Genomic DNA, 15581 nt, shown 5'->3' on the forward strand with positions numbered 1-15581 from the left:
TTAGAATATGTAAATCATTATAAAAACAGTAATTGTACTCATAAATATGATAAATAAAAGCTTTATTAATAAATTTTCGATGGTGTTTGTTTTAATATTGATGTCAAAATCAATGTTTTCTCAAGAGCAAAATAAAGATCAATTTGATTATCAAAAAGTATTAGATTATTGTATTGATAAGAGTTTACATACTGTTTCTTCTTTAAGTGATAACGATAAATTTCCAAGATATATAGAAGCGGATGCTACACATTGGGAGTCTGATAAAGTAGAGAATTGGATTAGTGGTTTTTGGCCAGGTATTTTATGGTATTCGTTTGAGGCCTCTAACAATCTAGCATTAAAGCAAAGTGCAGCATTATATACCCAAAAGCAACAGGTTATAATGTATAAACCTATTCGTAGTCATGATTTAGGGTTTATGCTTTATTGTAGTTATGGTAATGGCTATAGACTTACAAAAAATCCTGCCTATAAAACCTTGCTTTTAAGTGCAGCAGATTCCTTGGCAACACTTTATAATCCTACAGTTGGCACTATACTTTCATGGCCATCTAAAAGAAAAAATAACAATTGGCCTCATCATACTATTATAGATAATATGATGAATTTAGAACTTTTGTTTTGGGCTGCTAAAAATGGAGGTGATAAAAACTTGTATAATATTGCTGTTAAACATGCCGAAACAACAATGAAACACCATATTCGTACGGATAATACAACTTATCATGTGGTTTTTTATAATGATAAAAATGGTGATTTTATCAAAGGAAAAACACATCAAGGATATGCTGATGATTCATTATGGGCTAGAGGACAAGCATGGGGGATTTATGGTTTTACGATGTGTTATCGAGAAACAGGAAAAGTAGAATTTATGGAAACAGCTATAAAGTTGGCTGATGCTTATATTAAAAACTTACCCAATGATTTAATTCCGTATTGGGATTTTAATGACCCAAGTATTCCTAATACTCCTCGTGATGCTTCTGCAGCTGCTGTTGTAGCGTCTGCTTTATTAGAATTATCCAGTTTAAAAATAGATGCTTTAATATCAGAAAAATACAAGAGTATTGCTATTGAAATGTTGCAATCATTGTCTTCGGATATGTATTTAAGTAAAGATAAAAACGATGCCTTTCTATTACATTCTACAGGAAATAAACCTAAAAATAAAGAAGTAGACGTGTCTATAATTTATGCCGATTATTATTTTATAGAAGCTTTACTGTTATTAAAAAAAATGAGTTTAAAAGGATAATCAATAAAAAGTATCTTAACCTTAAAATGAAATTGTAAAGCAAATCAATTTATTAAATTGCTTATCAAACTAATCTTTACCACTGTTTGAAATATATTTATTTTAAAAATGTGTTGTCTTTTCTACTTATTTGGTTGGTTTGAGTTATATATCCATATTTAAAAGAAATAAATCCATATTGTTTAAATGACTAAATGGTAGTTTTGAGTATCAAACTGAAAAATATAAGAAATGATTTTACTTAAAAAGAAAATAGTCAAGTTGCTGGCACCTGTCTTTTGCTTGCTTTTTTTAACATCGGCAGATGGCTTAGAAAACAAACAAGATATCTATAAAAAAGGATGGATTGACTTTAATAAAAACGGAGTTAAGGATATTTTTGAAGATCCTAAACAGACAATAGATGCAAGAGTAGCAGATCTTTTGTCGCAAATGACAATGGAAGAAAAAACATGTCAGATGACAACGCTATATGGTTTTTCTAGAGTTTTAGAAGATGAATTACCTACTGCAGAATGGAAAAATCGTGTTTGGAAAGACGGAATAGCAAATATTGATGAACATCTTAATACAATTGCGAATCGCCCGTATACAAATACAGAACATGCTTTTCCGTATAGCAACCATGCAGAAGCTATTAATACCATTCAGAAATGGTTTATAGAAGAAACAAGAATGGGTATTCCGGTAGATTTTACAAACGAAGGAGTACACGGTTTATGTCATAAAAAAGCAACACCACTTCCTGCTCCAATTGGTATTGGTTCTACTTGGAATAAGGATTTGGTTTACAAAGCTGGTCAAACTGTTGGTCGTGAAGCTAAAGCATTAGGTTATACTAATATTTATGCACCAATATTAGATATTGCTCGTGATCCTCGTTGGGGAAGAGTAATTGAATGTTATGGAGAAGACCCTTTTCATATTGGAGAATTGGGTGTAGAAATGTCTAAAGGAATTCAGTCGCAAGGAGTTGCTTCTACTATTAAACATTTTGCAGTTTATAGTATTCCTAAAGGAGCTAGAGATGGTGAAGCAAGAACAGATCCGCATGTTGCTCCAAGAGAAATGCACCAAATGCATTTATATCCTTTTAAAAAGGTTATTAAAGAAGCAAAACCAATGGGTGTTATGAGTAGTTATAATGATTATGATGGAGTGCCAATTACGGGGAGTCATTATTTTTTAACAGAACTATTAAGAGAAGAATATGGTTTTAATGGCTATGTGGTTTCAGATAGTGATGCTGTAGAGTATTTAAATGAAAAACATAATGTTGCAGAAGATTACAAAGAAGGAATTCGTCAGGTTGTAGAAGCAGGATTAAATGTACGTACTCGTTTTAAAACTCCAGAATCTTACATTGAGCCATTACGTGAATTAATTACGGAGGGAAAACTTTCTATGAAAGTTATTGATGAAAGAGTTGCAGAGGTGTTAAGTGTAAAATTTAGATTAGGATTGTTTGATCAACCGTATGTAGAGGATACAGAATTAGCTAATAAAATTGTTCATACAGATGAAGATGAAGAATTTTCTAGACAAATTACCAGAGAATCTTTAGTGTTATTAAAGAATGAAAATAATTTATTGCCATTAGATCTTTCTAAACTTAAAAACGTATTAGTTACTGGTCCTATGGCGGATGAAGTAAATTATACATATAGTAGATATGGTCCTTCTAGTAACAATTCTGTTTCAGTTTATAAAGGGATAAAAAAATATGGTAAAGGAAAATTAAATGTTAATTACGTAAAAGGTTGCAATGTTATTGATGCAAGTTGGCCAGAAAGCGAATTAATGGATGTGCCGCTTTCATCGGAAGAAAAAGCAGGTATTGCAGCAGCTGTAGAACAAGCTAAAAAATCTGATGTTATTATTGCTGTAATGGGAGAAGATGAGGCTGCAGTTGGAGAGAGTAAAACACGTACCAATTTAAATTTACCAGGTCGTCAATTAGATTTATTAAAAGCATTGTATGCTACTGGAAAACCAGTTGTTTTGGTAATGATAAACGGAAGACCATTAACCATTAATTGGGAAGATAAATATTTACCAGCTATTTTAGAAACTTGGTTTCCTGCAGCGTCATCTGGAGATGTTATTGCAGAAACTTTATTTGGAGATTATAATCCAGGAGGAAAATTATCTGTTACATTCCCTAAATCTACAGGTCAAATACCTTTAAACTTTCCTTTTAAAAGAGGATCACAAGCAGGTCAGCGTGAAATTCCTGGAAACGGATACGGATTAACAAGAGTAATTGGACCAATTTATCCGTTTGGGTATGGTTTAAGTTATACTTCTTTTGAATATAGTGATTTGGTGGTAAAACAAGATACAAAGCTTAATCAGTCTGATGTTCATGTTTCATTTAAAGTGAGCAATACAGGTAAAAGAGAAGGAGATGAAATTGTACAACTTTATATAGAAGATTTGGTAAGTAGTGTTACCACTTATGAATCTCAATTAAGAGGTTTTGAAAGAGTAAAGTTATTACCCGGAGAAACTAAAACGGTTAATTTTACACTTCATCCTTCAGATTTAGAATTACTAGATAAAGATATGAATTGGTCTGTAGAGCCAGGTAAATTCAATGTAAAAATAGGAAGTTCATCTACAGAGATAGAATTAAATGGAAGTTTCGAAGTGCTTTCATATTAATTAGAATTTATAGAAAAAAGGGATTGATTAAATACCGATTTTTAATTGAAATGTAAATTGTAAGATGTTTTTCTTATGTGATTACATCGATTAGAAATCGGTATTTTATTGTAACAATAAATTGATAAACGTATGAATTATAAAATAATATTAATAGGTGCTTTCATATTTAATTTTGGGTATTTAGTTAGCCAGAATAAAAGTCATCCGCGTATTTATACTGGCAATACAAGTAATGTAGCGTTTTTAAAATCCACCGAAGGTGTAGTTTGGAAAGCGCAATTAATTCAAAAAAAGAAAGAAAATCTAGAGGTATATCTAGAGAAATGTAAAGTTGACCCAGAATGGTTGGTTTCTCGTTTACAAATGAATTGGAAAACGAAGCACACTAAAGTTTTTTTACACGGAGGTAATTTTTCTCATTCTACAGGATCTGCACCGGTTCCAACAGTTCGTTTTTCTGGAACTAGAGATTGGGCAACAGATTATTTAACGCCAAATTTAGAAGAAGTTATACCTTATTTAGATGATGAAAGAGGGATGTTTCTTAAAAATAAAAACACGGGTAAAAAGGAGTGGGTGCATCCGTCTAAAGTAGGGTTTGCTATCGAAAGAATTAATCAAAAAATAATGTTATTGGTAGAAGATGCAGCTTTTTTGTATTGGCTTACTGGTGAAGAAAAATATGCCAAATTTGCAGAACCAATCTTTTTAAAATACACTGAAGGAATGTATTATAGAGAGCCACCTTTAGATCTAGATAATACGGTACAACAAGGTGTTTCTGGTTTGTCTACTTTTGAGGTAATTCATGATAAAATAATTGCGAATCTTACTATTAGTTATGATTTTTTACATTCTTATTTACAAGAAAATAATAGAGATTTAAGTAAAACTACAGCTGTTTTTCAGAAATGGGGAGATCAGATGATAAAAAACGGAATTCCAGACAATAATTGGAATCTTTTTCAGGCAAGGTATTTAACATATATTGCTTTAGCTTTAGAAAGTGATAAGGAATATGATAATGGAAAAGGGCAAGAATATTATTTAAAGTATACTTTTAATCAATCTACAAAAAGACAATGGTCTATAAAAGAAGCTGTTTCTGGTTATGATCAAAAAACAGGAATATGGGCAGAATCTCCATCTTATTCACTACACGTAACTACCACGTTACTTCGCTTACTTACTCTTCTAGATAATGTTACTCAACAAGATGAACTTTCTAATTTTCCTATTGTAGAAAAAGCTGCATTAGCTGCGTTTCAATATCTTTTTCCTAGTGGTTATACAGTTGCTTTTGGTGATGCGCGTCATGATATTATTCCTCCAGAAAACTTTGAATTATTAATTACTAATTATCGAAAGTATCATAAAGAAGAAAAAGAATTGGTAATATCTGGTTTGCTTAAACAGTTAATAAAAAAAGAAGAGTACAAAAGAGATAGTAAAGACCTTTTTCAGCTGTTTTTTTATGTAAATAAGCTTAAAAAAACAAATGATTTAGAGATTAAAGAACTCTCTGAGAGTTTAATAACACCAACTTTCTATGCGCCCAATGTAAGCATGTTTGTGCAACGAATGGGAGAAGGTGAGCAAGCAATGATGGTTTCTACTGTGGGAGCTTTTGGAAATCATGCGCACGTAAACGGAATTTCAATGGAACTATACGCTAATAATTATGTACTGGGTCCAGATATGTCTAAAGGGCCAAGTTATTGGCATCCAGATCATCGAGAATATTACTCTCAATTTCCTGCTCATAACACTGTTGTAGTCGATGGAATTTCTTCTTACGGTAGAATGAGAGGTTATCATCCGTATACGTTAAATAACCATTTTCCAAAGTCAGCAGAATCTAAAATAGCATTTGATAAAGTGAGTTATGCTAATGTTTCTTTGGTAGAACCAAAAACAATGTCAGATCAACAAAGACTTACAGCTATGATAAAGTCTGAGTCTGGTAAAGGGTATATTATTGATGTTTTTAGATCTAGAAAGAAAAATTTATCAACACAAAAACACGAATATTTCTATCATAATTTAGGTCAAAATCTTGATGTTTTTGATAACAAGAATCAACCTTTAAAATTAGTAACAACCAAAGAACTTGTAAGCGAACATGGAGACATGAAAGCTTACGATTATTTGAGTGATAAAAAGAGCGTCGCTACTTCTAAAAACATAAATGCTTTGTTCACTTTAAAAAGTAAAGGCAAACCAGATAATTTAATGAAGATGTGGATAAAAGGAGAAGAAAAGCAGACTGTTTTTACTGTTGATGCTCCTAAATCTAATGCAATAACAAAAGGAACAGCTCCAGTTGAAGTGTTGAAGCAGAAAATGAAAACGCTTATTTTAAGAAGAGAAACCGAAGCGTGGAGAAATCCTTTTGCAGTAGTTTTTAACCCTTATATGGATGGAGGTGAAAACCCTATTTCTAGCGTAGAATATCCTAGTTTAACTGAAACTCCAGATGCTCAAAAAATTGAGGTTATTCATAAAGATTTAAAAACAAAGGATGTTATTATAGCAAATGCATCACAAAATGATATTGCGTTAGATGATGATTTGTATCAAAACGGACTTTTGTCAGTTATTAGACATTCTGATACAGAAAAGGCTCCTACATTTTTATTCGTTTCTGATGTTTATAAATTTGATTATAAAAATTGGGGTATTTTATCTTATGCAAAAGCAGTTTCGTTAAGTATAGAAAAAACAGCGGAAGGTTATGTTATACAAAACGATAACCCAGTTGTAATTAAAATACCATATGTAGATGGCCATCATCCTTACAAATTAAAAATCTATGATGGTGAAAAACTAATAGAACAACGAGATGTTTTTGTAAACCGAAATAACCCAAATCAAGTTGATTTTAGATTGAATAAAGCTTACAAAAAAGTAGTTGTTGTACTAAAAAAATAGCGCTTAGTAGTATGGGGTTGAGTTAACGGAATGAGACAAAGTAAAAATGTAAAACATTTTTTTGTTTTTATTAAAACCCTTCATATCTAAAACCGTTACTATTTGCAAATTAGATATATAATTTATTTATTTTTTAAAAATAATTAAGACGTAAGTTGTTTGTAATGAGGTAGTAATGTTTAGTCCATACTTGTGATTAAAAAATCCATAGCTAAATTAAAGTCTAGTTCTATTTTTGAAATATAAAGAAGCGTTTCTTCTGTAAAATTTATCAACAATAAAAAATTAGAAGCATTTTTTTTGATTACCTAAATTGTTAAGAAATATGATTATTAAATTGAAATGGAAAAAGGTTAAGCTGCTATTTATAATAGTTCTCTTTTCAATTAACACCCAGTTGTCTGCTCAAAAAAAGGTGTACTTGGTGCAAGGTGTAAAAGCCAATAAAGTTGAAAAAAGTACTGTGCTTGATTTTAAAAAAGATTTATTAAAAGTAATTAATAAAGAAGTTTTAATAATTACAGATACGGTTAAAACGCCAAAAGACGGAGTTGTTTTTTTGTTAGGTACCATAGAATCTAATAAAAAAATAGCGAAACTTTCTAAAACGAAAGAAATTAATTTATCGTCAAAATTCCCTGGATCTCGTGGAGGATTATGGGCAAAATTAAATTCTAAAAAACAAAGTAAAGTAATTGTAATTGCTGGTTCTGATGTAGAAGGATTACAGTATTCTATTTATGATTATTCTCATCAGATTTTAGGTGTTGATCCTTTTGAATATTGGACAGGAAAGATTCCTGAAAAGAATAAAAAATTAGACTTATTTAACTTCAAAAATAAAATAATCAGTCCCCCTTTAGTACCAATAATGTGTTATTTTGAAAATGATGTAGACGAGTTAGCAAACTATAGAGGCAAGTTGTTAGAATACGACTGGGAATCTTATACAGAGATGATTAACTCTTTAGTGCGAATTCGTTATAACAGCATTCAGTTTTTTGATATGTTAGGTCGACCTGAATTTTTTGTACGTCCAGAGTATAAAAAAATAAGTCCAAATTATCAGATTGATGTAGCGTATCTTGATAAAATGATAGACTATGCACATCTTAAAGGAATGAAGGTGCAAATAGATTTGTCTTTAGGATATCAAATGAAATCATTGTCTATAGAAGAATCTTATTGTTGGTCTACTTATAAAGATAAGTGGATAGAAGCATGGAAATATTATTTTGAAAAAACGCCAGTAGGAAAAGCGGATATTTTTTCATTAAGACCTAGGCACCAAGTTTGGGATTGGGAATATAATAGTAATTGTGGAGAAGATAAAACAACCGTTTTTAACGAAGTATATAAAGAATTAGACAAGCTAATAGACCATTATAAACCAGAAGCTACAAAGATTGCCTTTTGTTATCATGATGGAATGGAAATGTTTAATGGCGATTTTAATCCCCCAAAAGATTGGATTGTTGTTTGGTGTGATGATGGTTTTGGAGATTTCGATTATCTACCAAAGAGTACAAAAGGATACGATTTTGGAACTTATATGCATGCCGGTTTCTGGAAAAATCATACCGTTCATAACCCTTATCCTAAGAAAGTGGATACAGTGATGAAGGAAATGTTTAAGGATTATGGAGCTGATAAGTATTGCCAAGTAAACGGACAAAATTTTAGACCTTTTTTATTAAACTTAGAAGCTTATAGTGAGGTTAGTAATAACCCAAAAGAGTTTGATGGAGAGCGATTTTATAAATCATGGACGGAGAGATATTTTAGTAAAGATGCTGCAAAACATGCTGTAGCATCAATGAAAGTATTACATAAAACACAAGTAGGTCGTAATGGTTACGTGCAGCATTTATGGGGAATAAAAAAAACGACCTCTTATCTCTCTAATTCTCCTTTAGAGCGTCCCGGTAAAACTCCTATACCTTATAATTATGATAGAGTTTATGAGGATATAGATAATTTAAAACGAGAATTAGATATGTTTCAAGAAGCTGTTAAAGCTGCAAAACTTGGTGCAAAGGTTAATAAAAAAAACAAAGATTTTTATAATTCTTATATTCTTTTACCTGTAACATTATACTCAGATTTAATAACGTTTGAGCGTACACTGCACCAGATAGCTTTATTAAAGAAAGAATTTGAAGAAACGTGTAAAAAAGAATTAATAGTAAAAGCATTATTACTTTTAGATAAGGCAGAAACTCAATTAGAGTTGGTGTACAAGAATAGTTTAGAAGGTGATAAAAATGAGAAGTGGGCCAACTGGTATAACCCAGAAATTAGAAGACCAAATAACGGTTTTCCTAAGATGGAAGATATTTCAAAAATAAGAAAAGTACTAAAAGAGATAGAATAATATTAATAGATTATAACCAGTTTTTAGGCTAGTTATATTAAACAAAAAAGAATGAATCAGACGAAAATAAAATACTTAAAAAATTTTAAAGCCATATTTTTGGGTTTAGGAATTTTTGGATTATTACTGCTAAATAGTTGTGGTTCATCAGAAATAAAAGAAACTACGGCAGTTGTAGAACCTGTTGACATGGTTTATCCTTTGTTAGATACAGAGAATTCTCGTTGGTTTTTCTTCTCATCTGCAAGTCGTCCTTTTGGTATGGTTAATTTAAGTCCAGATACTCAAGTAGGCGGAGCATGGGGAAGTGGTTATCGTTATAAAACGGATACTATAAAAGGATTTAGTCATATTCATGCTTGGCAACTTTCTGGGTTATCTGTAATGCCTGTTGCTATTAATAATGATAATAGAAAAACAATTTATACAGATTTCTACTCTAAATTTAATCATGAAACGGAAGAAGTATCTCCAGGATATCATCAAGTTTTTTTAGATAGATCTCAAACTAAAGTAGAATTAACAAGTACAAAACGAGTTGGTTTTCATCGTTATAATTTTTTAGAAGAAAAACAGAAAGCTATTTTATTTAGCTTGAATGGAAAGTTAGGTCCTTGTATTATTACCGATGGAAAACTGATTAAAACAGGAGATTATGAGTTGTCTGGAGAATTGGTAAATGCACCAACAATTAGAAGACCAAAACCAACTAAAGTGTTTTTTAGTGTTCAATTAAATACTAAAGTTAAAGCTGTAACTAAAGATGCTCTAACGGGAAATTATCTTATAGATCTTTCTGATGACAAAGCAGAAGTACTTATGAAAGTTGCTATTTCGTACACGTCTGTTAAAAATGCATCAGAAAACATGAAAACAGAGTTAGACCATTGGAATTTTGATACTGTAATAAAAGAATCAAGAACCGAATGGAATGGCATGTTAGGTAGAATTAAAGTGGAAGGAAATTCTGAAACAGCACAAAGAAGATTCTATACAGATTTATGGCATGGTTTACAAGGTAGAAGAACTATTAACGATGCTAATGGTGCGTACCCAGATAATACTGGAGATGCTTTTAGAATTGGTCAATTACCTGTAGATGCTAACGGAAAACCTTTGTTTAACCATTATAATACGGATGCTTTTTGGGGGGCACAATGGACTATAAACACCCTTTGGGGACTTGTATATCCAGAGATAATGGATGAGTTTGTGAATTCTTTAATGCAATATTATAAAGACGGAGGTATTGTTCCTCGTGGACCTTCTGGTGGTAATTATACGTATGTAATGACCGGAGCTTCAGCTACGCCATTTATGGTTAGTGCAATACAAAAAGGTATTGTTACTGATAATTTAGAAGGTATTTACCAAGCATTAAAAAAGACACACATGCCTGGTGGAATAATGGAAAAAGCAGGTTATGAACACAAAACATCATTAGGAGGTGGTTTAAAACATTACTTAGAAATAGGATATGTTCCTTACCCAATTCCAGAAGGTAAATTTGGTCATCATCAAGATGGAGCTAGTTTAACAATGGAGTATGCGTATCAAGATTTTACGTTGGCGCAATTGGCTAAGAAACTTGGTCATAAAGAAGATTATGAATACTTTTTAAAAAGATCTAATAATTATAAAAACACTTTTGATACTGCATCTGGTTGGATGCGTCCACGTGAGGTTAACGGAAAATGGCATGGAGATTTAGATCCTTATATGTATGAAACTGGGTTTAATGAATCTAATGGAGCTCAATCAACTTGGTTTGTACCTCATGATCTTGCTGGTTTAGCAGATTTAATGGGTGGAAAAGAAAAAGCAATAGCACAATTAAATACTCAGTTTAAAACCGCAGAAAAAATTGGTTTTACTTCTGGTAGCTCTCATGATAGAGAATTACATCCAGAATATAGAAGAATTCCTATCAATTACGGAAATCAACCTTCTATGCAAACAGCACAAATATTTAATCAATTAGATCGTCCAGATTTAGCTCAATTTTGGACTCGTAAAGTAGTAAAAAGTGTGTTTTCTGGGCTAGGTCCAAATACTGGGTTTAATGGTGATGAAGATCAAGGTTTAATGGGAAGTTTATCTGTATTATTAAAGATTGGTTTATTTCAAATGAATGGAGGAACTGAGAAAAATCCAGAATATCAAATTGGAAGTCCAATTTTTGATAAAGTAACAGTACAATTAAATCCTGATTATTATTCAGGGAAAGAATTTGTTATTGAAACAAAAAATAATTCAGAAGAAAATTTTTATATTAAAAATGTAAAACTAAATAATCAATCGATAGATAATTTAAATATTAGTCATCAAGATATTATAAATGGAGGTTCTTTGGTTTTAGAAATGACAAATACATTAAGCGAATAGATATTATTAATTATATAAAGTACTTAAAATGAAGAAAAAAATAAATTTAATACTTGTACTGTTCATAACTTGTTTTTCTGTTTTTGGACAGCTTAAGAATAAACCCCAACTAGATGAAGATTTTATGGATATGGGTTTTGGAATTTTTGTGCATTGGAGCATGGATTCTCAATTAGGGAGTGTGATAAGTCACTCTTTAGTTGGAGCCTCAGACAATTATGTAAATAAATATTTTAATGAACTTCCAAAAACATTTTATCCAGATAAATTTGATGCGGAAGAATGGGCTCGTTTATTTAAAATATCTGGAGCAGAATATGTAGTTTTTACAGCAAAGCATCATAATGGTTTTTGTATGTGGGATACCAAAACTACAGATTTCAATATAATGAATACTCCTTACGGAAAAGATATTGTGGCAGAGCTTGTTGCAGCTTTACGTAAATACGATTTAAAAGTAGGTATTTATTTTTCTCCAGAAGATTTTAGTTTTATCCATAAACAAGGACACTTAATTTCTCGAAAAGGACCAATGACACAAATTGGAGCTAATAAAGAGCTTTTTGAATATGATAAAGCTCAGGTTAGAGAGTTAATTAATAATTATGGACCAATAGATGTTATGTTTTTTGATGCATTTCAATCTAAACCTATGGCGCAGTATGTTCATAAAATAGCTCCGGAAATTGTTGTTACTAGAGGTGAAATGAAAACACCAGAACAATCTATTCCAGGAGGCGCAATGCCAGGACCTTGGGAAACCTGTATGACTATGGGAACACAATGGCAGTATAAACCTACCAATGATGTTTATAAGGATGGTTCTGAATTAATAGAGAAATTGATAGAAATTCGTGCAAAAGGCGGGAATTTCTTGATGAATATTGGTCCTAAACCAAATGGTGAAATCCCAAAAGAGCAAGAAGAGCGTTTACGTGAAATTGCATTGTGGATGTATGTTAACGAAGAAGGTGTTAAAAATGTGAGAACAGTTCCAACAATAATTAAAGATGGAGATATGTGGTTCACAAAAGGTAAAGATGATAAAACAGCTTATGTTTTTATTACGGGACAAAAAAATTGGTTTAAAGGTGGTAGAAGAAATTTTCTTCTGAAAAATATGAGAGCTACATCAAAAACTACGGCTTCTGTATTAGGTCAGAATGATTTAGTGGTAGAATACTGGCCAGAAAACTTACCAACTACAAGGTATATTCAACATAAAGAATTATTAGAAATTTCTGTAAGTAGAGCCCAACGCCTCTATAATAATAAAATTTGGCATAATCCAATTGTTGTTAAATTAACAGATGTTGAATTTATTAAATAAACTTTATTCTATTAAAAGAATAAATAGATACGATTATAGTAAGTTACTACCTTTAAACTAGATTTTATGAGAAAAATATTAAGCATTTTGGTAATTATGATGTTGCCATTTTATGTGTTTAGTCAAGCTAAATATCCTTTTAATAACCCAGATTTACCAATAGATACTAGAGTAGAAGATTTATTAGGTAGGTTAACAATTACAGAAAAGGTATCTTTACTTGTTAGTACTGCAGAAGAAATAAAACGTTTAGAGGTAGATAAATATTACCATGGTAATGAAGGATTACATGGGGTTGTTAAAGGAGGTCGTTTTACGGTGTTTCCTCAAGCTGTTGCACTTGCTTCAACTTGGAATCCTAACCTTATTCACAATGTAGCAACTGCTATTTCTGATGAAGCGAGAGCTAAATGGAATTTCTATAATCAAGGAAGAGATCAACTAAACCCATATAGTGATTTATTAACCATGTGGTCTCCTACAATTAATATGGCAAGAGATCCACGTTGGGGACGTACTCCAGAAACATACGGAGAAGATCCTTATTTAACAGGTAGAATAGGTCTTTCTTTTGTAAAAGGTTTACAAGGTGATGACGATAAATATTTAAAAGTAGTTTCTACGCCAAAGCACTTTGTAGCCAATAATCAAGAAGAAAATAGATTTGCTTATAATGCAGAAATATCAGAAAGAGCTTTAAGAGAATATTATTTACCCGCTTTTAAAACAGCTATTGTAGAAGGAAAAGCACAATCTATAATGAGTGCTTACAATGCAATAAACGGAATTCCTGCTACAGCAAATTCTATGTTATTAAATGATATTTTAAGAAAAGAATGGGGCTTTAAAGGATATGTTGTTAGTGATTGCGGAGCACCTACTTATTTAAAAAAATCGCATCATTATGTTAGTAATGATACTTTAGCGGCAAAAGTAGCTATTGAGGCAGGTTTAGATTTAGAATGTGGCGATAATATTTATAAAAAATATCTTATTCCTGCATTAGAACAAGGATTAATTACAGAAGAATTAATTAACCAATCTGTTAGAAGAATCTTAGAGTCTAGATTTAAGTTGGGTATTTTCGATCCTAAAGAAAATAACCCTTACACAAGAATTTCACCAGATGTTATTGGTTCACAAAAACATCAAGATCTTGCATTAGAAACTTCTCGTCAATCTATTGTATTGCTTAAAAATCAAAATAAAATATTGCCTTTAGACGCTACTAAAATTAAAAAAATAGCAGTAGTTGGTTTCAATGCAAACCAAGTAGTTTTTGGGGATTATAGTGGGTTATCTGTTATTGCTCCAGTATCACCACTTAAAGGTATTCAAAATAAAGTGGGTAAAAATATAGACGTTAAATACGTAAAATGGAAAACTGCAGCTAGAAATTTAAATCTTTTAGAATCGGAATATTTACGTAACGATAAAAACGATGAAAAAGGGTTGTTTGCAGAATATTATGACGATAAATTTTTAGAAGGAACTCCAAGAACAAGAACCGATAAAGTAGTTAATTTCGACCCTGTTAATCAACCACCAGATTCATATAGTAATTACCGTCACAAATCTATGAGATGGACAGGTTATATTACGCCTAATATTACTGGATCTTATAAAATAGGAGTTAATTCTGATGATGGAGTTCGTTTATGGTTAAATGATAAATTAGTTGTTGATGAATGGCACAATAGAGGTAAAACGACCGACCAAGTAGATATTAAAATGGAAGCTGGTAAAAAATACAGCATTAAGTTAGAATATTTTGATAATGGAGGAGATGCTATTTGCCAATTATTATGGAAAGTTCCAGGTGGTTCTGGAGATATATATGAAGAGGATTGGAAAGCTGCCAGAACTAGCGATTATGTTATTGCTGTAATGGGAATTAATAAAACTATAGAAAAAGAAGGAAAAGATAGAACTGAGTTAGGATTACCTGAAGATCAAGTAAACTACTTAAAGAAAATGTATAGCATAAACAAAAATGTAGTTGTTGTACTTGTAGCAGGAAGCTCATTATCTGTTAATTGGATGGATAAAAATGTGCCTGCAATTGTAGAAGCTTGGTATCCTGGAGAAAGTGGTGGTACAGCTATTGCTGATGTGTTATTTGGAGATTATAATCCTGGAGGCCGTTTGCCTTTTACGTTCTATAAATCTGAGAAAGATTTACCACCAATGGATGATTACGAAGTAACAAATGGTAGAACTTATATGTATTTTGAAGGTGAAGCTCTTTATCCTTTTGGATATGGTTTAAGTTATACTTCTTTTGAATACAATAATATGTCAATTGATAGAAAAGACGATACTATTACTGTTTCTATGACTGTAAAAAACACAGGTAAATATAAAGGAGATGAGGTTGTTCAGTTGTATGTAAACGATGTAAAATCATCTGTAAAAAGACCTATTAAACAATTAGTTGGTTTTGATAGAGTTTCGCTTAAAGTTGGTGAAGCAAAAACAATATCATTCGAAGTTTCAAAAGACAAATTAATGTTTTGGGACGAAGAAAGTAATCAGTGGGTTTTTGAAGCGGGTAAATTTGAATTTATGTTAGGAGCATCTTCAAGTGACATCCGTTTAAATAAAACGTTTAAGATAAAATAGGTTTTACCCTT

At 31.3% G+C, this 15581-nt stretch carries 7 protein-coding genes; all 7 read left to right on the plus strand.

Going from position 1 to position 15581, the window contains the following annotated elements; all coding sequences use genetic code 11:
• Window positions 1-112: 112 nt before the first annotated feature.
• The 7 genes from GQS57_RS07590 to GQS57_RS07620 all read left to right on the plus strand — a co-directional run bounded on the left by GQS57_RS07590 (window position 113) and on the right by GQS57_RS07620 (window position 15570).
• Window positions 113-1261, plus strand: a complete 1149-nt coding sequence (locus tag GQS57_RS07590; protein WP_240915452.1) for a glycoside hydrolase family 88 protein — start codon at window positions 113-115, stop codon at window positions 1259-1261.
• Window positions 1262-1492: 231 nt separating this feature from the next.
• The gene (locus GQS57_RS07595) at window positions 1493-3925 is read left to right on the plus strand and encodes a glycoside hydrolase family 3 N-terminal domain-containing protein (protein WP_165732081.1); all 2433 of its coding nucleotides are present in this window, start codon (window positions 1493-1495) and stop codon (window positions 3923-3925) included.
• Window positions 3926-4057: 132 nt separating this feature from the next.
• Window positions 4058-6859 (plus strand): heparinase II/III family protein, encoded by a 2802-nt coding sequence (locus GQS57_RS07600; RefSeq protein ID WP_165732083.1) that lies wholly within the window; start codon window positions 4058-4060, stop codon window positions 6857-6859.
• Between the two features lie 397 nt (window positions 6860-7256).
• A complete protein-coding gene (locus tag GQS57_RS07605; protein ID WP_165732084.1) occupies window positions 7257-9233 on the plus strand; it encodes a glycosyl hydrolase 115 family protein in 1977 nt (658 codons plus the stop codon).
• A 51-nt stretch (window positions 9234-9284) separates the two neighbouring features.
• Window positions 9285-11618: a GH92 family glycosyl hydrolase gene (locus tag GQS57_RS07610; RefSeq protein WP_165732086.1), complete on the plus strand. Its 2334-nt coding sequence runs from the start codon at window positions 9285-9287 to the stop codon at window positions 11616-11618.
• 28 nt (window positions 11619-11646) lie between these two features.
• Window positions 11647-12948, plus strand: coding sequence for an alpha-L-fucosidase (locus GQS57_RS07615; RefSeq protein WP_165732088.1), 1302 nt, complete (start codon window positions 11647-11649; stop codon window positions 12946-12948).
• A 66-nt stretch (window positions 12949-13014) separates the two neighbouring features.
• A complete protein-coding gene (locus GQS57_RS07620) occupies window positions 13015-15570 on the plus strand; it encodes a glycoside hydrolase family 3 C-terminal domain-containing protein (protein WP_165732090.1) in 2556 nt (851 codons plus the stop codon).
• Window positions 15571-15581: the final 11 nt, after the last annotated feature.

This window comes from Polaribacter sp. 20A6, from assembly GCF_011378915.1.
Taxonomy (GTDB): domain Bacteria; phylum Bacteroidota; class Bacteroidia; order Flavobacteriales; family Flavobacteriaceae; genus Polaribacter; species Polaribacter sejongensis.

Excerpts from the sequence above, each read along its gene's own strand:
- GQS57_RS07590 (WP_240915452.1), top strand. The coding sequence starts at position 113 with ATGTTTTCTCAAGAGCAAAATAAAGATCAATTTGATTATCAAAAAGTA.
- GQS57_RS07595 (WP_165732081.1), top strand. The coding sequence starts at position 1,493 with ATGATTTTACTTAAAAAGAAAATAGTCAAGTTGCTGGCACCTGTCTTT.
- GQS57_RS07600 (WP_165732083.1), top strand. The coding sequence starts at position 4,058 with ATGAATTATAAAATAATATTAATAGGTGCTTTCATATTTAATTTTGGG.
- GQS57_RS07610 (WP_165732086.1), top strand. The coding sequence starts at position 9,285 with ATGAATCAGACGAAAATAAAATACTTAAAAAATTTTAAAGCCATATTT.
- GQS57_RS07615 (WP_165732088.1), top strand. The coding sequence starts at position 11,647 with ATGAAGAAAAAAATAAATTTAATACTTGTACTGTTCATAACTTGTTTT.
- GQS57_RS07620 (WP_165732090.1), top strand. The coding sequence starts at position 13,015 with ATGAGAAAAATATTAAGCATTTTGGTAATTATGATGTTGCCATTTTAT.